Origin of the sequence: Nonomuraea sp. WAC 01424 (genome assembly GCF_003947315.1) — a bacterium.
GTDB lineage: Bacteria > Actinomycetota > Actinomycetes > Streptosporangiales > Streptosporangiaceae > Nonomuraea > Nonomuraea spiralis.
In genome coordinates this window covers 393459-419976 of sequence record NZ_QHHZ01000004.1, presented here as the reverse complement: position 1 = coordinate 419976, position 26518 = coordinate 393459, and the positions used below count along the sequence as shown (strand labels likewise).

Genomic DNA, 26518 nt, shown 5'->3' with positions numbered 1-26518 from the left:
GCGATGGAGGGAGAAGTGAAGCCGGCCGGGGTCGGAGAATGAGGCTGACGCCTCTTCCCGACGTGGTGCCAGCTACAGGCGTGAGGCGGTCGTGCCCCGGTCGTGACCGGCCTGCGGCAAGATCACAGCTCGTGAAGAAGACCATGATCACGGCCCTCGCGGCCTCCTGCTGCCTGCTGACGGCGGCCGTCCCCGCCCAGGCTGCCCCCAAGGATCCCGTACGCGCCCTCAAGGCCGTGCTCACCTCCGGGCACGGCGTGCGGTTCACCGAGACGACCACGCTCTCGGGCGGCAAGAACAACAAGTTCCAGAGCCGCAAGGGCACGTTCCAGTTCAACGCCAAGGGCGTGGCGGCCTCCGACATCACCGCCACCCCCGTGGGCCGCCCCCGCGAGCGCACGATCAGCATCGGCGACGTCAGCTACACCTCGGGCGGCATGTGGGCGGACCGCCTGCCCGAGGGCAAGGCCTGGTACAAGGGCAACGGCCTGCTCGGCGGCGGCAGCGCCTTCTACGGGCAGGTCATCAACCCCGTCGAGCCCAAGACGCTGGCGGCGCTGGTGAAGAAGGGGAAGCTGAGCGGGCGCACGCTCACGGGCAAGATCACCTTCAAGGAGCTGGAGAAGGCGTCGCGCTGGTTCGGGGCCTCGATCCCGCTGCGCATGCACGACGACACCAAGGTCTCCTACACGCTCACGCTGACCTCAGCCGGGCTCGTGAGCAGGGTGAAGTCGTCGTACGCGGCCACGGGGGTGCTCGACACCAGCGCCCTGGAAGGCAGGACGATCACGATCGACAGCCGCTTCACCGGCTGGGGCGCCAAGGTGTCCATCAAGCCGCCGGCCTCCGACGCGGTGAGCACCAAGGCCGACGACTGACGGGCCCTCTCCCGACGGCGGCGGGATCGTACCGCCAAAGTTGACGATCTTCTCAACCCACGGGCTGACGCCACCGTCATGCCTCGGGTCCTACTTTCTTGGCAGCTCTCAGCATCGCCGTGCCCCGGGTCGTCCCGGGGTCCCGGCATGCCTTCCAACAGGGCCGGAGCCGAGGAGCACCCGTGAGAAGACGTTGGAGCGCGGCACTCGCGAGCGTGCTCGCGCTGTCCTTGCTGACCGTTCCGTCCAGGGCCGATGCCGGGCCCGCCGGGCGGGCCGCCCCCGAGCCGGGGCCGCACGTGACCGAGACCGAGGCGGCGGCGGAGGCCGTACGCAGCGGCCGGCCCGTCGAGGTGCTCGGGCTGCGCGGCGAGGCCCGGGAGGTGTACGCCCAGCCGGGCGGCGGTTTCGTCGCGACCGAGCACCTGTTCCCGGTCCGCACGCTCAAGGACGGCGCCTGGGCGCCGGTCGACACCACCCTGGTCAAGGCCGAGGACGGTTCGGTGGGACCGGTGGCCGCGCCCATCGGCGTACGGCTGTCGGGCGGCGGGGACGGCGCGATGCTGGCGCTGACCAGGGCCGGCCGGACCATGTCGCTCACCTGGCCGGGGACGCTGCCCGCGCCCGAGCTCCAGGGCGACACGGCCCTGTACCGGGGCGTACTCGGACCGGACGTGGACCTGCGCGTGCAGGTGAGCGCGAGGGGCGCCTCGCACGTGCTGGTCGTCAAGACCCCGGCCGCGGCCCGCGACCCGCGGCTGCGGCAGCTGCGGTTCGGGCTGACCACGCCCGGACTGCGGGTGTCGGCCGACGCGCGGGGCCGCCAGTCGGTGACCGACGCGGCCGGCGGCGGCGAGCTGTTCACGGCCGCGCCGCCGCGCATGTGGGACTCCAGCGCTCCCGCCGGGCTGCTGGCCAGGTCCGGCGCGGTCGACGACGGCCTGCGCGCCGCCTCGGCCGCCGCGCCCGGCGACACCTCCAAGGTCGCCGTGATGCCCGCCGCCACCGGGGACGGCGCACTGACCCTCACGCCCGACCAGGGCATGCTCACCTCGCCCGGAACGGTGTTCCCCGTCTACATCGACCCGGTCTGGTACTCCCCCGGCGAATCGGCCAACCTCATGGTCTCCAGCGGCGGATGGGAGGACTACGGGTTCAAGGAGGAGGGCATGGGCCGCTGCCCGATCAACCTGCCGCCGGCCGGCGCGTACTGCGGCAGCTCGTTCGTCAAGCGGCTGTTCTACCGGATGCCGACCAGCCGGTTCTCCGGCAAGCAGATCATCTCGGCGGAGTTCTCGGTCAAGGAGACGTACGCGCCCTCCTGCGACGGCCGTTCGGTGCACATCTACCGGGCCACCGGTTTCGGTACGACGTCCACCTGGAACTCCACGAAGGACAACTGGGCCGACTACCTGACCTACCGGGACGTGGCCAAGGGCCGTACCGGCTGCCCGGCGGGCGACGTGGTGTTCAACGTGCTGAGCGCGGTCAAGGCCGCCGCGTCCAAGGGCTGGTCGGCCACGACGTTCGGGCTGCGGGCCGGCCACGAGGACGACGAGTACGGCTGGAAGCGCTTCGACGGCGACGCCGTCCTGCGCGTGTACTACAACACCCCGCCGCCGCAGCCGAAGATGAGCCAGCTGCGTTCCAGCCCCGGCGGCCCGTGCGCCGTGTACGGCAAGCCCACGGCGGTCAACCGGATCCCGATGATCTACGCCGACAACCTGACCGACCCCGACAACAGCGGCACCGAGGGCGAGAAGCTGAGCGCCGAGTTCGCGGTGGTGTGGACGGACGCGCAGGGCGTGGAGAAGAACTGGCACACCACGACGCCGAAGAAGCAGTCGGCCGCCGGTTCGAAGAAGTCGTCGTTCTCGGTGCAGATCCCGTCCGGGCTGATCCCGGTCGGCGCCGGGTTCAGCTACATGGTGCGCACCTACGACGGCGCGGCGTGGAGCCCGTGGAGCTGGGCGGGCGACGCCACCGCCTGCTACCTGCGCTACGACCCGACCGCCCCGCGCACGCCGCAGATCAGCTCGCCGGAGTACCCGGCGCTCAACCCCGACGACCCGGACACGGTCGCCCGCGACGGCGTCGGCAGGTACGGCGGCTTCTCCCTCGCCTTCGACCCCGAGGTCGTCAAGTTCGCCTACGCGCTCAACACCACGCCGGATCCCGCCTCGGCCCAGGCCCGTACGGCCAACCCGCAGCTCGTGCGGCAGGCGCCCACCCGGCCGGGGATCAACACCCTGTACGTGACCGTATGGGACGCCGCCGGCAACTTCTCCATCGGCGACCACAGCTTCTGGGTCAGCGAGGGCGCGCCCGAGCAGGTCAGGCTCAAGCTCGACGAACCGGTGGGCGCGACCGCGCTCACCGCCGACACGCCGGGCGTGGCAGCGCTGGCCGGAGCCGGCGTGACGCTCGGCGCCGAGGGCAGAACCGGGCGCGGCCTGCGGCTGGACGGCCTCGGCGGCGGGTACGCGGCGACGTCCGTCCCGCTGGTGCGCACCCGGGCGGGCTTCACGGTCTCGGCGTGGGTACGGCTGCGCAGGAACGACGGCTACTACAACGTGCTGGCACAGGACGCGCTCACCCAGAGCGGGTTCCAGCTCGGCGTGGACCCGGCCCCCAACGGCTGGGTGTTCAAGACGCCGGCCGGCGACGTACGCGGCGGCAGCAGCCCGTGGACCAGGGCCGGCGCGAACGCCCTGCCCGAGCTGGACACCTGGACCCACCTGACGGGCGTCTACGACGCCACGGCCAAGGTGCTGCGCCTGTACGTCAACGGCACCCGGGTCGCCGAGACCCCGGTGGCGTCGGTGCTGGACGCCCAGGGCGCCTTCCAGATCGGCCGCAGCCTGTACGACGGCGGCTACGCCAACTGGTGGCCGGGCGACGTGGACGAGGTCGCCGTACTCCGCAGGGCCGTGTCCGACGAGGAGGCCGCGACCCTGGCGGCCGGGACCGTGCCGCAGGGCGCGGCGGCGATGTGGCGGATGGAGGAGCCGGCCGGCGGCTCGCGCGTCTACGGCGAGAGCGCCCCGCCGACGGCCGCCGCGTCCGGCCTCACCCTGGGCGTGCCCGGCCAGGTCGGCAAGGCCGCCCAGTTCAACGGCTCCACCGGCTACGCGGCCACGGCCGACCCGGTCGTGGACACCGGCGGCACGTACTCGGTCTCGGCGTGGGTGCGGCTGCCCGCCACGCTCCCGGCCAAGGACGTCAGCGTGGTCAGCCAGGACGGGCTCACCCAGAGCGGCTTCTACCTCAAGTACCGGGCGAGCACCAACAAGTGGGGCTTCATGGTCACCGCCGCCGACGCGATGTCCCCCACGACGGCGACGGTCTACTCGGCCGCCGCGGCGGTCCCCGGCCAGTGGACGCACCTGGTCGCCGTGCACGACGCGGTCTCCAGGAAGTTGCGCCTGCTCGTCAACGGCGTCGACAGCGGCAGCGCGGACATGGCCGAGCCCTGGCGTTCCACCGGCGGCCTGCAACTCGGCCGGGCCCGCTGGAACGGCGTGATGGGCGACTACTGGCCGGGCGCGATCGACGACGTGCGACTGTTCGACCGGGTCGTCTCGGCGGAGGAGGCCAGGACGTTGTTCACCGTCAAGTCCGACGTGACCGGCCGCTGGCGGGTCGACCAGGCCACCGGCATGCCGCCGGTCAGCGCGGACTCCGCGCCGGTCACGCCCGCGCACCCGCTGACGCTGGCCGGCGGCGCGCGGATCGTGACCGGCCCGGGGCTGAGCATCGTCACGCCGCCGTCCGGGCAGGTGGCGGGGGCGCTCGACCTGCCGGGCGGCGACGGCGACTACGCCTCGGCGTCGGGGCCCGTGGCGGACACGGCCGCGAGCTTCACCGTCTCGGCCTGGGCGCAGACGGCGGGCGTACCGGCCCGGTCGATGACCGTGCTGAGCCTGGCCGGCGCCACCAACAGCGCGATCACCGTCCGCTACGACGCCGCCAAGGGCCGGTACGTCCTGGAGGTTCCGAACAAGGACGGCGCGGGCGCGAGCGTGGCGACGGTCGAGCACTCCTCCTTCCACCAGAGCGGGTTCGCCGACTGGGACCACCTGGCCGTGGTCTTCGACGGCTTCGACAGCCGGGTCTCGCTCTACGTCAACGGCGTGCTGGAGGCCGCGGCGGAGGCGCCGACGGTCTCCTACCGGGAGGGCACCCGCGTCTTCGCCCCGATCTCCTCGCTGCAACTGGGCCGGGCCAGGAGCGGCGGCGCGTACCCGGCGGGACAGAACTGGGCCGGCCAGATCGACGACGTGTGGGTGCTGCGCGGCGCGGCGACCGACGACGAGGTCGCCTACCTGGCCAATCCGACCGAGATCGACGAGCTGTGAGGGAGGGCGCCGTGACGAGGTCAGGGCGTGCCGTCGGCTTCACGACGGCGTTGACGCTGGTGGCGGGCCTGCTGGCCGCCTTACCCGCCGCGCCGGCGAGCGCGGACCGGGCCGCCGCCCCCAAGGACCCCGACAAGGTCGTGGCGGGCGGGCCGGTCAAGGCCAGGCCGCGGGTGCTGGACGCGTCGGTGACGCGTCCGGCGCCGCCGCCGGTGGTGCGCTGGCCCGAACCGGGCGTGGTCGAGGGCTCCCCCAAGGCGTCCCCGGGACTGTCCGCGGGGGCGTCCCGGGAGACCTCGGGGAAGGGCCCGCTGCGGGTCTCGGGCGCGGGGCGGGCGCGGGTGCTCGACCGCGCGGCCGTGGCCGGGACCGGGCTGGACGGCGTGGTCTTCGCGCTGGAGCAGCCCGCGGGCGACACCGTGGACGTACGGCTCGACTACTCGGGCTTCGCCGCCGCCTACGGCGGTGACTACGGCTCCCGGCTGCGCCTGGTCGGCCTGCCCGCGTGCGCGCTGACCACCCCCGGCCGGGACGAATGCCGCACGGTACGTCCGCTGCCGGCCGTCAACGACACGGCCGCCGGCACGCTGAGCGCCCAGGTGCCGGCCGCCGAGACAGTGCTGGCGGCCACCTCGCAGAGCGGCGGCGAGAAGGGCGACTACAAGGCGACCTCGCTGACCGCCTCCGACACCTGGCAGGTGGGCGCCCAGTCGGGCGACTTCACCTGGTCGTACCCGATGCGGGTGCCGCCGGTGCCGGGCGGGCTGACGCCGTCGGTGGCGTTGTCCTACAGCTCCGCCTCGATCGACGGCCGCACCTCCAACGGCAACAGCCAGCCGTCGTGGGTGGGCGACGGCTTCGAGTTGTGGCCCGGCTACATCGAGCGCCGCTACAACTCCTGCGAGGACGACAAGGCGCCCAAGAACACCACCTGGAACATCTACCCCGGCGACCTGTGCTGGGGGTACGACAACGCCACGCTGAGCCTGAACGGCAAGGGCGGCGAGCTGATCCCGGCCGGTGACGGCACCTGGCGCACCAAGGGCGACGACGGCACCCGCGTCGAACGGCTGACCGGCTCGGGCACCGACAACGGCGACGACGACGGCGAGTACTGGAAGGTCACCACGACCGACGGCACCCAGTACTTCTTCGGGCTGAACACCCTGGCCGCCGGCAAGCCGCAGACGAAGTCGGCCTGGACGGTCCCGGTGTTCGGCGACGACGACGGCGAGCCGTGCCACAAGGCCGAGTTCAAGGACTCGTGGTGCCAGCAGGCCTGGCGGTGGAACCTGGACAAGGTGGTCGACGCCGACGGCAATGCGGTCGTCTACTTCTACGAGCAGGAACGCAACCACTACGGCCGCAACCTCAAGTCCGAGGACGAGACCCCGTACGTGCGCGGCGGCCACCTGCGCTACGCCGAGTACGGCCTGCGCGCGGGCGACCTGTTCCCCGCCCTGGCCCCGGCGCGGGTGGACTTCACCACCGCCGAGCGGTGCATGCGCGAGACGGCCTCCGACTGCGCCGAGGCGGAGATCAAGGACCATCCCGACTACTGGCAGGACGTGCCCTGGGACCTGCACTGCGACGAGGGCCAGAAGTGCGAGGAGGACCACGGCACCGGCTCGCCCACGTTCTGGTCGCGCAAGCGCCTGGTCAAGGTGACGACGAAAGTGGCCAAACCCGACGGGAGCGGCCACCGTACGGTGGACTCCTGGACGCTCCAGCACGCCTGGGGCATGGCCGATGTCGACCGCCAGCTGCTGCTGACCTCGATCGTGCAGACCGGGCACGCCGGGGCCGCGCCGGTGACGCTGCCGCCGGTGTCGTTCGTGTACACGCAGTTGCCCAACCGCGTCGACAAGCTCGGCGACGACCTGGGGCCGTTCGTGAAGAACCGGCTGGGCACGGTCTACAACGAGTTCGGGGGCGTGCTCGACGTCAACTACTCGGCCGCCGACTGCACCACGTCCGACCTGCCCTCGCCGCAGTCGAACCGGCGCCGCTGCTTCCCCGTGTACTGGATGAAGACCAGCGGCGTGGACGACCATCCGACGCTGGACTGGTTCCACAAGTACGTGGTGACGCAGACCGTGCAGACCGACCTGACCGGCGGCGCGCCCGACCAGGTCACCGCCTACGACTACTCGATCGGCCGGCCCGCCTGGCACTTCGACGACGACGACGGGCTGACGCCGGAGAAGTACAAGACGTGGTCGCAGTGGCACGGCTACGACAAGGTGCGCGTCGTCTCGGGCGCGACCGGTCCGAACCCCGGCCAGGTGGACCACTGGTACTTCCAGGGCATGGACGGCGACCGGCTCGGCGCCGACGGCGGGCGCAAGGACGTCGACGTCTCCGACGGCGAGGGCGGCTCCTACCCCGACAGCGAGGCGTTGCAGGGCTTCGAGGTGCGGAAGGTCACCTACGACCGGGCCGGCGGCACGGCGGTGGAGAAGGTGCTCACCTCGCCCTGGTACCACCGGACGGCCAGCCGTACGCGCTCGTGGGGGACGGTGTCGGCCTACCTGTCGGCCCCGAAGACCACACGGACGCTCACCGCGCTGGACGGCGGCCGCTGGCGGGAGGCGAAGACCGCCAACCTGTCCTTCGACGAGGTGACCGGCCGGGTGCTGCAGGTCGACGACCAGGGCGACGCGGCGCTGGACACCGACGACGTGTGCACCACGACGACGATGGCGGCGCGCAACACCGGCGCGTGGCTGGTCGACGCGGTGGCCGAGGAGCTGAAGGTCGCCAGGCGCTGCGGCGTGGCCGTGGACCACACCAAGGACGTGGTCTCGGCCACGCGCACCGCCTATGACGGCGGCGCGTACCGCCAGGCCCCGACGAAGGGGCGGGCGACCTCGGCGGACAAGGCGTCGGTCGGCGGCACGACGGCCTCGGCCCTGGCGTACGTCTCCGACACCAAAACCTCCTACGACGCCTACGGCAGGCCGACCGCAATAACCAAGATCGACCACACCTCGTCCCCGGCGGTCGAGCGGCCGACGACCACCGTGTACACCGACACGCAGGGCCTGACCACCCGGACCACCGAGACCGGCCCGCCGGCCACGCCGGGGGTGCCCGGCTCGGCCATGACCACCGCCAAGGACCTCGACCCGGCCTGGGGCAGCGCCGTACGGACCACCGACGCGGGCGGCAAGACGGTCACGATGGCGTACGACGCGCTGGGCCGGCTGGTCAAGGTCTGGACGCCCGCCCGCGCCACCGGCCAGGTGCCCGACCGCGAGTACGCCTACCGGGTGGCCGCCGGCCAGATCACCGCCGTCACCACGAAGAAGCTCGACCAGGACGGCGGCCAGGAGACGTCGGTGTCGCTGCTGGACGGCTGGCTGCGCGCCCGCCAGACGCAGGACGCCGGCCCCGGCGGCGGCAGGCTGATCTCCGACACCTTCTACAACGCCCAGGGCGCCGTGGACCGGACCTACGCCGCCTACTTCGCCGACGGGCCGCCCGCGCCCGCGCTGTTCGGCGTGGCCCAGACCGGCCAGGTCGAGACCCAGACCGTCTACACCTACGACGGCCGCAACCGCAAGACGGCCGAGATCCTGCGGCCCGGCAACAGCGACACCGGCGAGTTGTGGCGCACCTCCTTCGCCTACGGCGGCGACTGGTCGCGGGTGACGCCGCCCTCGGGCGGGGTGGTCACCACCACCGTCACCGACGCCCGCGGCAGGCGCTCGGAGCTGCGCCGGCACCGCCCGGACGGCGGCTACGACTCGACGTTCTACACCTACACCGGCGGTGACCGGCCGGCCGAGGTCAAGGGGCCGGGCGGGAACGTGTGGCGTTACGCCTACGACGTACGGGGGCGCAAGACGAGCGAGCTGGACCCGGACAAGGGGCTGACCACGTTCGCCTACGACGACCTCGACCGGCTCGTGCAGTCGGTGGACGCGAGAGGCCAGAAGCTGACGCTGACGCTCGACGGCCTGGGCCGCAAGACCGCCCAGTACGACGGCTCCGGCGTCAAGCTGGCCGAGTGGACGTACGACACCGTGCGCAAGGGCCAGCCGGCCACCTCCACGCGCTGGTCGGGCGGCGCCGCCTACACCAAGCGGGTGGACTTCTACGACAACCTGAACCGGCCGACGCGGACCACGGCGGTGCTGCCCGCCGTCGAGGGCGCGCTGGCCCCGGCCGGCGGCTACACCTTCTCGACGGTCTACAACCCCGACGGCACGGTGCAGTCCACCGGCAGCCCGGCCGCGGGCGGCCCGGCCGACGAGGTGATCGCCGCCTCGTACGACGAGCTGGGGCATCCGCTGACCGCCTCCAGCAACCTGTCGTCGTACGTGGTCGGCACCGACTACAGCAAGACGGGCAAGCTGCTCGCCCAGCGGCTGGACACCGGCGCCGACGGCAAGCAGGTGGACTTCACCTACTCCTACGAGTTCGGCAGCCAGCGGCTGCGCACGCTGACCACGGTCCACGAGGGCGCGGCGGGCGTCGACCGCAGCGAGACCTACGGCTACGACGACGCGGGCAACGTCACGCAGATCGCCGACGCCTCCAGGGACGGCGCCGACAACCAGTGTTTCCGCTACGACCATCTGGCCCGCCTGACCGAGGCGTGGGCGCAGGGCGGGGGCGCGTGCGCGGCCGACCCGGCCGCCGCCGTCCTGGGCGGGCCCGCGCCGTACCACGACGCCTACACCTACGACGAGGCGGGCGACCGTACGGGCGAGACCCGCTACGACGCGGCCAACCGGCCGGCCGTCACCCGCGCCTACGCCTACGCGGGCGACGACGGCGCCGCGGCCGGGCTCAAGGGGCACCAGCTCGGCACGGTCACCCAGACCGGCACGGGCGCCCGCACCGAGAGCTACGCCTACGACGCGACCGGCAACACCACCAAGCGCCAGGTCGGGGCGTCCGCCCAGACCCTCACCTGGGACGCCGAGGGCGAGCTGGCCAAGGTGTCCGACCCGGGCAAGGGCGAGACCTCCTTCGTCTACGACGCCGACGGCGCCCGGCTGCTGCGCCGCGACCCCGGCGGGACCACGCTCTACCTGGACGGCATGGAGGTGCGGCTGAACAAGGGCGCCACGGCCACGGTCGCCACGCGCTACTACACGCAAGGCGACCAGGTGGTGGCGGTCAGGACCACGACCGGCGTCTCGTTCCTGGCCGCCGACCGGCACGGCACCGGCGAGGTGGCCATCGACGCCAGGACCGGCGCGGTCGTCAAGCGCCGCCTCACGGCGTTCGGGCAGCCGCGCGGGAGCGCCGCGGCGGGCTGGCCGGGCGACAAGGGCTTCGTCGGCGGCACCGTGGACGACAGCACCGGCCTGACCCACCTCGGCGCCCGCGAGTACGACCCGGACACCGGCCGCTTCATCTCGGTGGACCCGGTGTTCAACGCCGACAATCCGGGGCAGCTCAACGGTTACGGCTACGCCGAGAGCAATCCGGCGACCAACAGCGACCCGTCGGGCGAGTGCAGCCCGGAAGGCGGCTGCGCCACCAACCCCTGCCATCCGACGGGCGGCTTCTGCGGCGGGTTCGACGGCTGCGGCGGCACGTGCCCCCACCGCCCCGACGTCTCCGGCGGCGGCAACTACGCCCCCCGCTCCCCGGGCGAGCCCGAGCACGGCGGCTACCGGACGTGGAAGCGGACGCTCAAGCGGATGCTGAAGATGATGAAGGTGCTGGCCGAGTACGACGCGCTGACCGAAGGGTCCTGTCTGGCGGCGTGGTCGCTGACCTGCGACACCTGGCATCACTACCGCGGCAAGAGCGGCAAGGACTTCATCGTGGACCCGTACCAGATCTACTCCGACAACGAGGGCATCACCAAACGGGTGAACCAGGTCATGCGGAGCATGGCGAAGAAGGCGATCGCCAAGTGCCGGGCGGCGACCTGTGAGCTGTCGTTCGACTCGTTCTGGAAGAGCGCCCACGTCAGCGGGAACGACAAGGACACCTACTACACGCTCGGCGGCAGCATGTTCCGCGCGGACGGCAAGTTCCTCATCGAGAACGGCAACAACCCCAAGAAGCGGGTCATCACCGCTCAGTACACGTTGCGCATGCACAAGGACTGGAACTTCGACCCCGACGACGCGGCGTCGATCCCGATCCTGAACCGCAAGGCGAACTTCCGGCCCTTCTACGAGATGCACCTGTTGGGCTACGCCCGCGAGTTCGTCCTGCGGGGCAGCTCCAACGTGTACCAGTCCTGGCACCAGTAGCGGGCCCGCGACCGCCACCCCCGGCACGACGCGCCGGGGGTGGCGCCGTCGTTCTCCGGGCCGGCGTACGGTGTCGCAATTGCGACATGGCAGACAAACGGCACGTGTGACACCTGGCGCGTCACACATCCGATCACTCACTCTCGTGTGCACTGGTTGTTGTTGCTACGAGAGGTTTCACCCCCATGCACTGGTCCGCCCATGTGACGGTGGCCGGAGTCACCACCGCCGCCCTGTTGAGCTCCCCGTTACCCGCAGCCGCGGCCGTGGCAGAACCCGCCGGCGGGAGCGTCCACCGGGTCACGCTGATCACCGGGGACGTGGTGACCGTCAGGCAGGCCGGGCCGGGCAGGAACGCCGTCGAGGTGAAGCCCGGGCCCGGCCGGGAGCGGATGGCGTTCAACACCACCGAGGAGAACGGCGAGCTGCGGGTCCTGCCCAACGACATCGTCCCCTTCCTGGCGGCCAGGCGGCTGGACCCCGCCCTGTTCTCGATCACCCGGCTGATCGCCCAGGGGTACGACGACGCGAAGACGGACAAGCTGCCGCTGCTGTTCCTCTACGACGGCTCCGCGCCGAAGAGCGCGACCGCGCCCGAGCTGGAGAGCGTCAACGGCCGCGTCGTCGCCGCCGACAAGCGCACGATCGGCAAGCTGTGGAGGTCGCTCGACGAGCCGCGGGCCACGCTGTCGCAGGGCGTGGCGAAGATCTGGCTGGACGCCAAGGTCAAGGCCACCCTCGACCACAGCGTGCCGCAGGTGGGCGCGCCGGAGGCGTGGCAGGCCGGGTTCGACGGCAAGGGCGTCAAGGTCGCCGTACTGGACACCGGCGTCGACGCCACCCACCCCGACCTGGCCGGACGCGTCAAGCAGACCAAGGTGTTCACCGACGAGCCGAGCGTCCAGGACGGCAATGGGCACGGCACCCACGTGGCCGCCACCATCGCGGGCGGCGACGGCAGGAAGGGCGTGGCCCCCGGCGCCGAGCTGATGGTCGGCAAGGTGCTCGGCGACGACGGCTCGGGCACCCTGTCCGGCGTCATCGAGGGCATGGAATGGGCCGCCGCCGAAGGCGCGTCGGTGATCAACATGAGCCTCGGCGGCGGCGCCACCGACGGCACCGACCCGCTCAGCGTCGCCGTCGACACCCTCACCGAGCGAACCGGCGCCCTGTTCGTGGTCGCCGCGGGCAACGACGGCGCGGCCTACTCCGTCGGCACCCCAGGCGCGGCGACCTCGGCGCTGACCGTCGGCGCGGTCGACGGCAAGGACGCGCTCGCGCCGTTCTCCAGCCGGGGCCCGCGCCTGGACGACGCGCCCAAACCCGACCTCACCGCCCCCGGCGTGGCCATCGTCGCCGCCCGCGCGGCGGGCACCACCATGGGCGACCCGGTCGACGACCGTTACACGGCCGCCTCCGGCACCTCGATGGCCACCCCGCACGTGGCCGGTGCCGCCGCGATCGTCAAGCAGCGCCACCCCGACTGGACGGCGAAGCAGATCAAGGACGCGCTGATCGGCTCCGCCAAGCCCATCGCCGGCCAGCAGATCGACGACGCCGGCGCGGGCCGCCTGGACGTGGCCCGCGCGGTGCGCCAGGGCGTGACCGCGACCGGCGTGCTGGACCTCGGCAAGCATCAGCAGGGCCAGGGCCCCGCCACCGCCGAGGGCACGATCACCTACACCAACGGCACGGCCGCCCCCGTCACGCTGGAGCTGGCCACCACCCTCGGCGGGGCCGCGCTCGGCGCCAAGACCGTGACGGTCGCGGCGGGCGGCACCGCCGACGTCAAGGTCACGGTGGACCTGGCCGCGCTCTCCTTCGGCCGGTACGGCGGCGCCGACACCGCCACGGCGGGCGCCGAGCAGGTGCACACCACGCTGGCGCTGACCTGGAAGGGACCGCAGCACAAGGTCCGCTTCACCGCCATCGACGCCGCGGGCAAGCCGACCGGCACCGACACGCTGTCGATGTTCGGCGCCTCGCAGCAGGACGACCTCTTCACCTGGCTGCCCGAGGACGGGCTGACCGTGGAGGTGTCCGAGGGCACCTACATGACGCAGTCGCTCAACCTGGGCAGCGGCTGGGGACGCATGCACCCGCGCGACGGCATGGTCGTCATCCCCGAGCTCAAGGTCGACCGCGACCTGGACGTCGTGCTCGACTTCCGCAGGACCACCCCGGTGATCATCAGGACCAAGGAGCCCGCCGAGCAGGTCGGCATCTACACCTACTTCACCTATCGGGCGTTCGGCTCGCGCAAGATCTCCCAGGGCGTCATGAACTTCGACGTCATCGAGGGGCTCAACGTCTCACCGACCCAGCCGGTGCGGGACGGCTCGTTCGAGTTCGCCTCGCGCTGGCAGCTCGTCGCGCCGAAGCTCACCGTCCGCGTGCCCGGTACGGCGCAGCCGTACACGATGGGGTTCCTGGGCGGGTCGCCGGGCGTGGAGGGGCGGCACATGTGGCGGCTGGCCGACGGGACGGCCGGGTCCAAGGGCAAGGCCGCGGTCATCCGCAGCGAGGACATCGACTGGGCCGACCCGTCCGGGGCCGCGATCAAGGCGGGAGCGGCGGCGGTGATCCTGGTGATGGCCCCCGACGACCCGTTCGGGCCTGGCTGGCGGCCGGTCGGCGCCGACCTGCCGATCCCGGCGCTGGTGGTCGCCGCCGACCACGGGCGGCGGATGCTGGAGCGGATGACGAAGGGCAACGCGAAGATCGAGGTCACCGGGCAGATGGACTCGCCTTACCTCTACGACGTCATGCAGGTCTCCGACGGCCGCGTGCCGGACGAGATCGTGTACGAGGTGAACGACGGCAACACCGCGCGTGTGGCCACGACATACGCCGACAACGGGGGCTTCGCCTGGGCCAAGGAGCAGCGCTTCGGCTGGCGCCCCTGGCAGTCCTACTCGCTCGGCCAGCAGATGGAGACCCAGCGGATCGTCAAGACCCCGCTGCAACGCACCGAGTACGTCAGCGCCAACGGCTCCTACTGGCAGCACCTCGTCAACCACCAGTACGTCTGGGACGACATGGGCCGCCTGCTCGACGGCATGACCGAGCAGCCGCGCACGTACCAGCCCCGCACGCGGACCAGCGAGAGCTGGCACGCCCCGGTGGTCCGCCCGGCGATCCCCGCCTGGATCACGCCCTCCACCCGGGAGGGCGACACGATGGAGATCCGGATCCCCGAGTTCGTCGACTCCTCCGGTCACGCCTCCCGCGCGGGCGTCGACAACGACACCGCCTCGGCCCGCTTCTACCGCGACGGCACGCTGGTGGCCGAGCGCGACGCCGCCTGGGGCGCCTTCCCCGCCGCGCCGCAGGGGGCCGCCTACCGCCTGGAGCTGTCCACCAGCCGCACCTCGGAGGAATGGACCACGGCCACCGCGACCGAGACGGCCTGGACGTTCCGCTCCAAGCCGGGCGACCGGGTGTTGCCGCTGCTGCAGGTCGACTATGACGTACGCCCGGAGCGCCCCGGTCTGGTGGGCTTCGCCGTACGGCATCAGGAGGGCGTGAGCGGGGCACGTGCCAAGGACCTGAAGCTGGAGCTGTCGTACGACGACGGCGCGACGTGGCGGGCGCAGCCGGTGGTCGCGCTCGGCGGCGGACGCTACAGCGCGATCGTCCTGCGCCCGCACCCGTCGCTGCGGGTCACCGCCACCGACTCGGCCGGCAACACGGTCAGGCAGACGGTGATCAGGGCTTACTGATCGGTCAGAGCCAGTTCTCGCGGGCGGCGTGCCAGGCCAGTTGCATCCGGGTCTGCGCACCCGCCCGCTCCATCAGGTAGGCGATCCTGCGCTGCACCGTACGCTGCGAGATCTTGAGCTGGGTGGCGATCGACTTGTCCGGAACACCCGCGACCAGCAGCGACAGCAGATAGAGATGGTCGGCGTCGAGCGGGCTGCCCGGACTGGTCAGGCTGACCGGCGTGGCCCGCTCCCACAGGCTCTCGAACAGGGCCTTCAGGGCGTCGAGCAGGCTGCTGGGCCTGATCAGCGCGGCCGTGAGCTGGGTCAGGCCGTCGGTGTGCTGGATGAGCGGGAGCACCCCGAGCTCGCCGTCCGCGATGATCATCCGTACCGGGAGGGCGGGCAGCGCGCGGGCCTGCTCCCCCAGCGTGATGCCCTCGGCGAGGTTGACCAGCATGCCGGGTTCCTCCAGCAACGCCCCTTCGTAGATGACGCGGAAGCCGACGCCGCGCCGCAGCGCCGCGAGCTCCTCGGTGTTCTCCTGCGAGGTCATCGCCACGTGCCCGGCCCGGCAGAGGCTGACCACCTCGTGGCGGGCGCCGTCCTGCAGCAGCCGCAGCTGCTCGCGCAGCGCCGTACGGCTGGTGATCACCTCGATGAGCTGCGCCGCCTCGCGGCGCCGCGCGTGCGCGAGGTACTCCCCCGTGAGCTGCTCCATGGCATGCCGTGCCCGGTCGACCTCGGCCTGCCGCCGATGCAGCCGGGCCGCGAGCGCGACGTCGGGCGCGACCGCCGTGAACCGTCCGGACTCTCCCGGTACGGCCCGCGCCAGCCCCTTGGCCAGCAGCGAGCCGAGCGTCCGCCGCGCGACCTCGGCCGCCACGCCCAGCTCCTCGGCCAGGGCGTCGGACTCGACCTCGGTGGTCCTGACCAGCAGCCGGTAGGCGGCTTCCTCCTCCGCGCCCAGCCCCGCCGCGCTCAGCACGTGCCGCTCACGACCCGATCCAGATTCACCCGGCCATTGTAGGGAGGCGCCGCCGGGTGATGGCCGGGGCCGGTGACGGCGTCGTGAGCTCCCGCCGAGGGCGGTCAGTCGTGGACGAGTGCGGGAGCGGGCACGGCGGCGCCGGCCGGTTCGCCCGCCGGTTCGGATGCCGGGGCACGGCGTTCCAGGGCCGCGGACCAGACGGCCAGGACCAGGGCAGCGGCGGCGAGGAGGGCGCCGACCCAGTTCGGCGCGGTGAAGCCCAGGCCCGCGGCGATGACCAGGCCGCCCAGCCAGGCGGCGAGCGCGTTGCCCAGGTTGAACGCGCCGATGTTGACGGCGGAGGCCAGCGTCGGCGCGCCATGGGCCTGGTCGAGTACGCGCTTCTGCAGCGGCGGCACGGTGGCGAAGCCCAGCGCCCCCACCAGGAAGACGCTCGCGGCGGCGGCGACCTTGTTGTGCGCGGTCAGGGTGAACAGCGCCAGCACGACGGCGAGCCCGCCGAGGGCGGTGTACAGCATGGGCATCAGGGCGCGGTCGGCGAACCGGCCGCCGAGCAGGTTCCCGAGGAACATGCCGACGCCGAACAGCACGAGCAGCCAGGTCACCGCGTCGGCGGAGTAGCCGGCCACCTGGGTCATCATCGGCGCGATGTAGGTGATCGCGGCGAAGACGCCGCCGAAGCCCAGCACGGTCATGGCCATCGCGAGCAGCACCTGCGGGTTGCGGAACGCCGTCAGCTCCCGGCGCAGGCGGGTGCCCTCGGGCCGGGGCACGGCGGGCACGAGCGTGGCGATGCCGACCAGGCCGACCAGGCCGAGCACGGCGACGATCACGAACGTGGTACGCCAGCCCACCGCCTGCCCGATGAAGGTGCCCAGCGGTACGCCCACGACGTACGCGACGGTCAGGCCGGTGAACATGGTGGCGATGGCGCCGGCCTTCTTGTGCGGGGCGACCATGTCGGCGGCGGCCACCGAGCCGATGCCGAAGAACGCGCCGTGGGCCAGCGAGGCCACGATGCGGCCGCCGAGCATCACGCCGAAGCCCGGCGCCAGCGCGGACAGCAGGTTGCCGGCCACGAACAGGCCCATGAGCAGGAGCAACATCGTCTTGCGGCTGATCCTGGTGCCGAGCACCGTCATCAGCGGGGCGCCGATGACCACGCCGATCGCGTAACCGGTGACCAGGAGGCCCGCGGTGGGGATGGACACGCCGTAGTCGCCCGCGATCTCGGGCAGCAGGCCCATGATCACGAACTCGGTCGTACCGATCCCGAAAGCCCCGATGGCCAGGGCGAGAAGTGCGAGAGGCATCGCGCGGCCCTCCATGTGATTGCTGATGCATTTTGCAAGCCTCGACAATAGTTGCACGCGCGCTATAAAGGCAAACGCGGGCATTCCGTTCCCGTCGTCCGGGAGTCGGCGCCGGGAGCGGGCACGAGCCGCTTGGCCTTTCGGCCGTCCGGGCCCGGTTCGCGACGCAGGACAGCGCCCCGCTCCAGGACGTCCGCGATCCCCGGGGCTGAACTGGGCCCGGCGGGTCCCGTCAAGGGTGGATGGCGGGCACGATGCGCCAGTCGCGTTGGAACACCAGATTGTGCAGGTCGGCGGCGGCGATGGCCCGCAGGACGGGGACCAGCTCCGCCGCCTGCCGCGCGTCCGCGACGTTGAGCGGCCACTCCCCGACCGTGGCGCCCCGCAGGTGCGGGTGGTGGAAACCGGCGCCGTAGTGGGCGATCAGGGTGATCGGCGCGATGCCCGCCGACCGCTGCGCCGGCCACGACAGCGACCAGGTGGCGAAGCTGCCGCCCGCGGCGTCGGTACGTACGCCGGTGGCCTCGACGGCTCCGGCGCCCAGGAGGAGGTGCCGGTCGAACTCGGCCAGCACCTGCCGTACGGGCGCGTCGAGGAGTTCGGCGGCCTGCCGGAAGGCACTCTGCTTGCCCTGGCGGGTGGTGTGCCCGGCATGGGTGCCGTCGCGCAGGTCGGTGAAGTGGCGGACGAGAGCCTCAAGCGGGGCGGGGGGAACGTTCGTCGTCATCGTGAGTCCTTTCGCTGGTCGAGCCGGCCCGGAGTGCACACAGAGCGCGGGCGAGCGAGTGGAGAAGAGGACGGTCGGGGCGCAGCACGTCGCCGTGGACGGCGCCCGGTGGGCGCAGGAGCCGTACCGGGACGCCGTCCTCGCGCAGGCGGTGCGCGTACGCCTCGACGTCGTCGTGCACGGGGTCGTCGCGGCCGACGGCGAGGACGGCGGGGGCGAGGCCCGCCAGGGTGGGCGCCTGCCAGTGCGTCGCGTACAGGCGGGTGCCGTCGGCGTCGCGGACGGCGGCCGGCCCGTCGCCGAGCCGGGCGCGCCAGGCCCGGCGCAGCGCCGCCGCCTGCGGGAACGCGGAGGGCGAGCGGTGATAGGACGGCGCGGCGCAGGCGGGGTCGAACGGCGGGTAGGCCAGCACCTGCGCGGCCAGCGGCAGGCCGCGGTCCCGGGCGGCCAGGGCGGCGCCGGCGGCGATCGTGCCGCCCGCGCTGTCGCCCCCGACTGCGAGCGGGAGCCCGGCCGACTGGCCGCGGGCCCAGCCGAGGGCGGTGAGAACGTCCTGAACGGCGGCGGGGTGGCGGTGACGCGGCGCGAGCCGGTAGTCGACGCTGATCACCGTCCAGCCGGACCAGGCGGCCAGGGCCGCGGTGGCGTCGTGCCAGTCGGCGGCCGAGCCGCGCTGCCAGCTGCCGCCGTGCGCCCAGACCAGCAGCCCCGCGGGAGGACGGGCCGCCGGCCGATGGACCCGGGCCGGTACGGGCGGCGAGCCGGGCAGGACGAGCCCGCACCAGGACGTCGCCCGCCGACCGAAGCCGGAGATCTCGATGGCGGGGCCGGGAAGGCGGGCCGTGAGCTGAGGATCCATGATCTGCTCCGAGACGGGAGAGGGAAGGGCGGGTCAGGCGCCGCGCCGGCCGCGCAGGAAGAGCGCCGCGAGGAGTACGCCGAGCAGGACGAGGGCGGCGTTGACCGCGATGCCGACGGTGACGCCGTGCAGGACGGCCGCGCCGGTCGCGACGCCGGCCGTCGCGGCGGTGACGATCGCGGACATGATCGGGGTGCCCATGGTGATGCCGATCTGCTGGGACATCGAGGCCAGCCCGGTGGCCAGGCCCTGCTCGCGGCTCGGCGGGCCGGTGGTGGCGGTGACCATGAAGCCGACGATGACCAGCATGTTCCCCACGCCGCCCAGGAAGGTGGCGGGCAGCAGCAACCCCATCGAGGCCGAGGTGTCGCCGAGGAGCAGCAGGGCGGCGGTGCTGACCGCCTGCAACACCCCGCCGCCGACCAGCACGGCCACGGTCGAGGTACGGGCGATCACCTTCGGGGCGAGCAGCCCGCCCGCCACGGTCCCGAGACCGAGCACGCCGAACGACAGTCCGGCGGCCAGGGCGGTGAAGCCGAGGGTCTTCTGCAGGTAGAGGGTGAGCAGGTACACCAGGGACGTCTCGGTGACGAAGGCCAGCAGGCCGATCAGGTTGCCCCAGGCCACGGTCGGCTTGCGCAGGACGTTCAGCGGTACGAGGGGCTGGGCGGCGCGGCGTTCGACCAGGAAGAACAGGCCGAGCAGGACGACTCCGGCCACGAGCCCGGCCAGGGCGAGGGGGTGGGTCCAGCCGTGTTCGCCGGCCTGCGTCAGGCCGTAGACGACGCCGAGCAGCCCGAGGGTCACGCTGAGCGCGCCGGGCAGGTCGAGCCGGGGACGTACGGCGGGGCGGGACTCGGCGATGACGGCCGGCGCCACGAGGAGCACGGCGAGGGCGACGGGCACGTTGATGAAGAACGCCCAGCGCCAGGAGAGCACGTCGGTCAGTACGCCGCCGAGCACGGCTCCCGCGGTGAACCCGGCGGACATGAGGGCGCCGTTGAGGCCCAGCGCCTTCTGCCGCAGCGGCCCTTCGGGGAAGGACGTGGTGAGCAGGGCGAGCCCGGCCGGGGTGGCGGCGGCGGTCGCCAGGCCCTGGGCGATCCTGGCCACGATGAGGATCTCGGGAGTGGGGGCGAGCCCGCCGGCCAGCGAGGCCGCGCCGAGGAGGGCCAGGCTGCCGAGGAAGATGCGCTTGCGGCCGATCAGGTCGCCGATGCGGCCGAAGAAGAGGGTGAACCCGGCCGCGCACAGGGCGAAGGCGGTGGCGATCCACTGGAGGCCGGACAGGGAGAAGCCGAGGTCGTCGCCGATGGCGGGCAGGGCCACGTTCAGGATCGAGAAGTCGACGGCCAGCATGAACTGGGCGACCAGGAGCACCGCGAGGGTGAGGCGCAGGCGGCCGGTCAGGCGCCGCGTCGGGGCCTGGACGGCGGACGACGGCAGGGATGTGGTGGTCATGGCAGGGCTTTCTCTCGGGCGTGCCGGTCGGCATGCCGCTACAAACGGTTCTGGAGTTCCGTTAAGATGAGAGGACTGTAGCACTGGAATCCACGCTAAGGGAACTGTTGTCCCGATAAGCGTTCGCAAGAGGAGGAGCCCGTCATGGCCGCCGATCCACCGCCCGGCGCCGTCCGTCCTGGTGGGCGTACTGCCCGCGTCCGCGAGGCCGCCCTCCAGGCCGCCGGCGACACCCTGGTCGAGAAGGGCTTCGCCGGGCTCGACCTCGGCGACATCGCCCGCCTCGCGGAGGTCGGCAAGACCACCGTCTACCGCCGCTGGGGCACGCCCGGCGCGCTGGCCGCCGACCTCCTCAAGGACATGGCGGCGACCTCACTGCCCCGCGCCCGCAACGGCAACCTGGAACAGGACCTGCGCGACAACGCCCGCCTGGTCGTCAAAACCCTCACCGACCCCCGCCAAGGACGCCTGTTCAAGGCGCTGATCGCCGCCTCCCTCTGCGACGAGGAGGCCGCCCGCGCGCTGCACCGCTTCTACGCCGTCCGCATCGAGGAATGGTCCGGCTGCGTCACCGACGCGATCGAACGCGGCGAACTGCCGCCCGGCGCCGACCCGCACCGGGTGATCGCCGCCGTCTCCGCCCCCCTGTACTACGCCCTGCTCAACACCGGGGAACCCCTCGACGAGGCCGCCGCCGACCGGGCCGCCACGGCGGCACTGACGGCGGCCCGCGCCGGAGCCGCCTGACCCGCGGCTCCGGCGCCGCGGGTCAGAGCATGTGATCTTGCTCGGGGAGGTAGGGGCTGAAATGGTCGGCGACCATCTCCGCGATCGCGGCGGCGTCGCGGGAACCGTCGACTTCGATCACGCGCACGCCGAGCCGGCGGGCGGCACGGACGGCGTCCTCCGCGACGAGGCGATCCCGGGCCAGGCGGTTGGCCTGCGCGCGGGCCGGATCGCTGACGCGGTGCCCGAGCGAGGCGGCCCGCGGCAGCTCTCGGAGCTGGTGCCGGCGGAACCCCGGCGTCGGCACCATGACGACCATCCGGCGTGGCGAGTCGACGACGGGTGCGACGAGTTCGGGGCGGAGTCCCCAGCCCTCGGCGATGATCGGACGGCCCGAGACGAGCGCGCGCAGGTCGTCCAGAGCCCACTCGAACCGGACCGGGAAACCCGCCAGGGTCGCGGCGGCCATCTCCTCCGGGCCGGTACGGACCCACACCTCGTCCGGGTCGGGCTCGGCGGCGGCCTCGGCGCGCGCGACGCGACGGGCGATGCGGCGATCGTTGTGGCCGCGGGCGTCGTGGTGGTCGTAGTGGTAGGCGGTGACGCCGTACTGGACGGCCAGGAGCCGGGCCACGGTCGACTTGCCGGCCCACTGGCCACCGCCGATCCACAACGCGCGGCGCAACGTGCCGAAGGGATCTTCGCCGTTTGCGAGGGAGCCGTGGCTGGTCATCCGGTGTCCTCCTCCGGTGAGGTGCGGTCCGCCTTCATGGTGTCGCCTCCTCGGCGGGATGGTGAAGTTGATCCGGAAGACGTTGCCGGGGTCGTGGACGGCGGCGACCACGTACGCCGGACGCGACTCGACAGCCCGGTCGAGTCCCGTCCGCCCGTCGTCATACCCATGGTCACCAGGCCGGAAGACCTGACCGGGAACGGCGGCGGTCTTGCGGGAATCAGCCGAACAGCCTGTCCAGGTGCACATCGATCGCGGTGAGCGCGTCCCGGGACTCGATCACACCCAGTTCGATCAGGGGGGTGAGGCCGGTCAGGGCGAGGAGCAGGTTGGTCTCGACCGCCGGGTCGCGGTCAGGGCCTATATGTCCGTCGGCGACCGCCTGGCGTACCAGTTGCTCGACGAGCGCCCGCCCCTGGACGAGGCCACGACGCGCCTGCTCGTGGACGGCCTCGTCGTGCAACGCCTCCAGGACGTACGCGGCGCTCATCCGGCTGGTCGCGCGGGCGTCGGCATGCAGGGGAAGCATTTCCGCGAGCGTCAGCCGCAGCACGTCACGAGGGTGCGGACGGTCACCGAGCTGCTCCAGACCCCGGCCGACGCGCAGCGAGGTCTGCTCGGAGGCGAAGTCCACGGAGAAGGAGAGCATGGCGGCCCGGGAGGCGAAATAGTGTTGCAGCTGCCCGAGCGACATGCCCGCCTCCTGCGCCACCACCCGCATGGTCAGGTGCGCGACGCCCCGCCGGTCCACCACCCGCCACAGCGCGCGGGCGATCTCCTCGCGCCGTCCGCGATGATCCACCTGTTTCGGCATCGCCGGTCTCCCTCTCGCCCTCCGGAACCTTTCCCATACAACTGACATAATACAGTTGACCTACAACCTCGAGATCCACTCAGGGAAGGCCCCCTCATGCCCGTACAAGCGACAGTGCGAACCACGGAAGGCGCGGTACAGGGACGCCGACGGCACGGACACACGGTGTTCCGCGGCATCCCCTACGCCCAACCCCCTGTGGGAGCCCTCCGCTTCGCCGCGCCCGCCCCACCGCAGCGCTGGGAAGGAATGAGACAGGCGACGGAATTCGGCCCAGCGGCACCCCTGTCCCTGCCGGTCGACACGGGCCCACCGCAGGGCACGGACTGGCTGACGCTCAACATCGCCACCCCCGACCCGGGCGCGACAGGACTACCGGTGCTGGTGTGGATCCCCGTGGGCGGCTACGTCTCCGCGATGTCGAGCGACCCGATGTACGACCCGGCGGCACTCGCCGAGGCAGGACTCGTCGTGGTCACCCTCAACTGCCGCGTCGGCGCGGAGGGCTTCGCGTTCCTCGACGACGCACCACCCAACCGCGGGCTCCTCGACCAGATCGCGGCACTGGAATGGGTACAACGCAACATCACCGCCTTCGGCGGCGACCCCGGCCAGGTCACCGTGGCCGGACAGTCCGCCGGCGCGGGGTCGGTCGCCGCCCTCCTGACGATGAAACCGGCACGCGGCCTCTTCCGGCGGGCCATCGCCCACTCCGTACCGGGGCTGCACAGCACCCCCGCACTCGCACGACAGGTCACCACCACCCTCGCGGAACGGGTCGGCGCGGCAACCCCCACCGCCGCGGCCCTGCGCGACACCGACCCCTGGCAGCTGGCCGCGGCACTCACCGCCCTCAACACCGGCCTCCACGCACACCGAGCACGCTGGGGACGGCTCACCGAGACCGGCACCGCCCTGTGCCCCGTCATCGACGGCGACGTCCTGCCCGAGACACCCTGGACCGCGCTGGCCGGCGCACGCGCCGACGGGACCGAACTACTCGCCGGCCACACCCGGGACGAATTCCGGCTCTTCAGCGTCATGAGCGGACGACACGGCACCTTCACCGAGCACGACGCCCACACGGCCCTGGAACTGCTCGCCCCCCAACCGCACGGCCCGGACGCCTACCGAGCCGCGTTCCCGCAGGCCGGCCCGGAGGAACTGGTGGAGACGGTCTACTCCGACGTCCTCTTCCGCATGCCGTCACAGAAACTGGCCGAGGCGAACGCCACAGCCGGCGACACCTCGTACCTCTTCGAACTGCGCTGGGCCGCCCCTGCCCTCGGCGGCATCCTCGGCGCCTGCCACAGCCTCGACGTCCCCCTGGCGTTCGGCACGCTGGACAGCCCCATCGGCACGCAGCTCATCGGCGACGAACCCACGCCCGAGGCCGTCGCCCTCTCCCGCGAACTCAGGGAGGCATGGATCCGCTTCGTCACCACCGGCGACCCCGGATGGCCCGCCCACCGACCCGACCGGCACCTCACCCGCGTCCTGGACACCGAGTCGAACACCCTGCCCTACCCCGAAGAGGCCTCCCGCCGAATCTGGGAAGACCACTCCCCCGCTCCCTTCGACCTCGTGTAGGCCGGCGTCGGTCATTCACGAGATGCCAGACCGGGAAGTTCACCGGCGAAGCGATCGTCCAGGAGGATCCCCTCTCCGAAGGACGAAGACACCGGCTCCCACTTCGCGGGGACCAATCCCTCCGAAAGGCTTCCTCCGTTCAGTGCTTTGAAGGTGTCCGTGTTCAGGTCCAAGCCTCGGCCTCCGCGATCCACCGCCATGACGTACTGCGGCGGAATGTCGGGGCGCGTCGGATTGACGACTTTCAGAATGGTTCCGCACTCCGAGGCCGTCAGACCTTGCACTGCGGTGATTCGCGACAGATCCAGGGCCGAGCCGGGAATGCCGCAGGACATCGGAATCTCATCCAGCGACCCTTTTTCCGGCCGGAACTCATGGAAGGTGACTTTCTGCTCGCCGGAGAGCATGCCCCCATCTGCCGCGACGGAGGCGTCGGCCCAGGTGGGTGGGGGCCATGACAACACCGCCAGAACGAGCCCTGTCATCGCCGCAACGGTTTTCCCCATGATTTGAAGACGGTACAGCCGAACGCCGTTCGCAGACCGGAAACCCCGCCTTTACGTTGTAGATCACACCATCCGGACGACTGGAGACGACGAGTCCGCGGGAATGCCGCGTTCGGATCGTTGGACGAGAAGGACCGGCCTGGATCGGGCCTCACGGTCCCGGCTGGTCCGTCGTGATCGGCTGTCCCGGCATTGCCGCACGAGGGCGGAGAACGGCTCGTGGCCGTCGGGGCGGCGGCGACGCCGCCATGTGACGCTTCCGTACCCTCGGGCGGTCAGCTGGGCGTTACCGGGCCCGAGGGAGCGTCGCCCGTCAGGACGCGGCGGGCCAGCGTCACGTAGTAGTCCGTCCCTGTCCGCAGGACGGCGTCATTGAAGTCGTACTGCCTGCTGTGCAGCGGGTCGCCGCCCCGGCCGGGTTCGGCGCCGTTGCCGAGGAAGGCGAAGCAGGCCGGTACGGCCTCGGCGAAGACGCCGAAGTCCTCGCTCGGCATGATGGGCGCGCAATCCGGGTCGACACGTCCCTCGCCGGCGACCGCGACGGCCGCCTCGACCGCCGCGGCGACGCAGGCGGGGTCGTTGACGGTGGGGGCGAACTCGTGGGTGTAGGTGACGGCGCACGTCGCGCCGTGGGCCGCGCCGATGCCTTCGCAGAGCCGGCGGATCCGGTCCTCGATGAGCTCGCTGACGCCGGGGTCGAAGCTGCGCGTGTCGCCTTTGATGACGACCTCGCCGGGGATGGCGTTGCGTACGCCGTCCGTGCTGAAGTCGGTGCAGGACACGACAGCGGGCAGCGCGGGGTCGACGTTGCGGGCGACGACGGTCTGCAGGGCCAGGACGATCTCGGCGCCCACCACGATGGGGTCGACGACCATGTGCGGGCGGGCGGCGTGCCCGCCGCGTCCCCGGATGCGGATCTCGAAGTTGTCCTCGCCGGCCATGATGCTCCCGGCGCGGGTCAGGAAGTGGCCCGCGGGGATGCCGGGCAGGTTGTGCAGGCCGTACATGGCCTGGACGGGGAAGCGTAGGAGCAGGTTGTCGTGGAGCATGGCCCGCGCGCCGCGGCCGGGCTCCTCCGCGGGCTGGAAGACGAACCGTACGGTTCCGTCGAAGCCGCCCTCGGCGGCGAGGACGGCGGCGGCGCCGAGGAGCATCGCCATGTGCCCGTCGTGGCCGCAGGCGTGCATGAAGCCGGGGTTGCGCGAGGCGTGGGAACGCGTGCCCGGTTCGTCGAGCGGCAGGCAGTCCATGTCGGCCCGCAGCCCGATGGCACGGTCGCCGTCACCCCTGGTCAGGGAGGCCACGACGCCGGTGCCGCCGACACCTCGGACGACGTCGAGACCGGCCGCCTCCAGCGTCTCGGCGACGTAGGCGCTCGTCGCGTGCTCCGCGAAGGCCGGTTCGGGGCGCCGGTGCAGGTCGTGCCGCCAGGCACGCAGGCGGGAGTCGAGGTCGGTCACGAGCGGTCCTTCCGGGCCGGTGGGAGGAGGACGGGGCCGCGGAGTCGTGCCGTGCCTCCACGACGACAGGACCGCCACCATGATGGACGCCTCCGGACGCCTGATCAAGGTCGGGCCGCAGGCGGGGAGGCTCATCTGGCCGGCCTGCGCCTCTGCGGGGCCGTCTCGTGGAGCCGC

The 26518-nt window shown here is 72.3% G+C and carries 15 protein-coding genes; 6 read left to right on the top strand and 9 right to left on the bottom strand.

Going from position 1 to position 26518, the window contains the following annotated elements:
- Nucleotides 1-131 precede the first annotated feature (131 nt).
- The 4 genes from DMB42_RS14080 to DMB42_RS14065 all read left to right on the top strand — a co-directional run bounded on the left by DMB42_RS14080 (nt 132) and on the right by DMB42_RS14065 (nt 15182).
- Nucleotides 132-878 (top strand): hypothetical protein, encoded by a 747-nt coding sequence (locus tag DMB42_RS14080; RefSeq protein ID WP_125634521.1) that lies wholly within the window; start codon nt 132-134, stop codon nt 876-878.
- A 182-nt stretch (nt 879-1060) separates the two neighbouring features.
- On the top strand, nt 1061-5236 hold the full coding sequence (locus DMB42_RS14075) for a LamG-like jellyroll fold domain-containing protein (RefSeq protein WP_125634519.1): 4176 nt from the start codon (nt 1061-1063) through the stop codon (nt 5234-5236).
- Nucleotides 5237-5247: 11 nt separating this feature from the next.
- On the top strand, nt 5248-11460 hold the full coding sequence (locus tag DMB42_RS14070) for an RHS repeat-associated core domain-containing protein (protein ID WP_125634517.1): 6213 nt from the start codon (nt 5248-5250) through the stop codon (nt 11458-11460).
- A gap of 266 nt (nt 11461-11726) precedes the next feature.
- Nucleotides 11727-15182 carry a S8 family serine peptidase gene (locus tag DMB42_RS14065; RefSeq protein WP_221762136.1) on the top strand — a complete coding sequence of 1152 codons (3456 nt, stop codon included), beginning with the start codon at nt 11727-11729 and terminating at the stop codon, nt 15180-15182.
- Nucleotides 15183-15186: 4 nt separating this feature from the next.
- Here the strand turns inward: DMB42_RS14065 and DMB42_RS14060 are convergent, their stop codons facing one another.
- From DMB42_RS14060 to DMB42_RS14040, 5 genes are all read right to left on the bottom strand, one after another.
- Complete coding sequence (locus DMB42_RS14060; protein ID WP_125634513.1) at nt 15187-16149, bottom strand: helix-turn-helix domain-containing protein; 963 nt, start codon at nt 16147-16149, stop codon at nt 15187-15189.
- 104 nt (nt 16150-16253) lie between these two features.
- The gene (locus DMB42_RS14055) at nt 16254-17465 is read right to left on the bottom strand and encodes an MFS transporter (protein WP_125634511.1); all 1212 of its coding nucleotides are present in this window, start codon (nt 17463-17465) and stop codon (nt 16254-16256) included.
- Nucleotides 17466-17697: 232 nt separating this feature from the next.
- Nucleotides 17698-18192 (bottom strand): hypothetical protein, encoded by a 495-nt coding sequence (locus DMB42_RS14050; protein ID WP_125634509.1) that lies wholly within the window; start codon nt 18190-18192, stop codon nt 17698-17700.
- Nucleotides 18161-19051, bottom strand: a complete 891-nt coding sequence (locus DMB42_RS14045) for an alpha/beta hydrolase (RefSeq protein WP_125634507.1) — start codon at nt 19049-19051, stop codon at nt 18161-18163. The genes DMB42_RS14050 and DMB42_RS14045 overlap by 32 nt, the downstream gene beginning before the upstream one ends.
- Before the next feature lie 33 nt (nt 19052-19084).
- Nucleotides 19085-20512 (bottom strand): MFS transporter, encoded by a 1428-nt coding sequence (locus DMB42_RS14040; protein ID WP_125634505.1) that lies wholly within the window; start codon nt 20510-20512, stop codon nt 19085-19087.
- Between the two features lie 144 nt (nt 20513-20656).
- Here DMB42_RS14040 and DMB42_RS14035 point away from each other — a divergent pair, with 144 nt between their 5' ends.
- A complete protein-coding gene (locus tag DMB42_RS14035) occupies nt 20657-21259 on the top strand; it encodes a TetR/AcrR family transcriptional regulator (RefSeq protein ID WP_125634503.1) in 603 nt (200 codons plus the stop codon).
- 22 nt (nt 21260-21281) lie between these two features.
- Here DMB42_RS14035 and DMB42_RS14030 read toward each other — a convergent pair whose 3' ends face one another.
- Both DMB42_RS14030 and DMB42_RS14025 read right to left on the bottom strand, forming a co-directional pair.
- Entirely contained in the window at nt 21282-21971 is a 690-nt protein-coding gene (locus DMB42_RS14030) for a hypothetical protein (protein WP_125634501.1), read from the bottom strand.
- 220 nt (nt 21972-22191) lie between these two features.
- Complete coding sequence (locus tag DMB42_RS14025) at nt 22192-22785, bottom strand: TetR/AcrR family transcriptional regulator (RefSeq protein WP_125634499.1); 594 nt, start codon at nt 22783-22785, stop codon at nt 22192-22194.
- A gap of 96 nt (nt 22786-22881) precedes the next feature.
- Between DMB42_RS14025 and DMB42_RS14020 the strand changes: the two genes are divergently transcribed.
- Nucleotides 22882-24375: a carboxylesterase/lipase family protein gene (locus DMB42_RS14020; protein ID WP_125634497.1), complete on the top strand. Its 1494-nt coding sequence runs from the start codon at nt 22882-22884 to the stop codon at nt 24373-24375.
- Between the two features lie 11 nt (nt 24376-24386).
- Here DMB42_RS14020 and DMB42_RS14015 read toward each other — a convergent pair whose 3' ends face one another.
- Together DMB42_RS14015 and DMB42_RS14010 are read right to left on the bottom strand one after the other, a co-directional pair.
- A complete protein-coding gene (locus DMB42_RS14015; protein ID WP_125634496.1) occupies nt 24387-24881 on the bottom strand; it encodes a hypothetical protein in 495 nt (164 codons plus the stop codon).
- Between the two features lie 275 nt (nt 24882-25156).
- A complete protein-coding gene (locus tag DMB42_RS14010) occupies nt 25157-26341 on the bottom strand; it encodes an amidohydrolase (protein WP_260477673.1) in 1185 nt (394 codons plus the stop codon).
- Nucleotides 26342-26518: the final 177 nt, after the last annotated feature.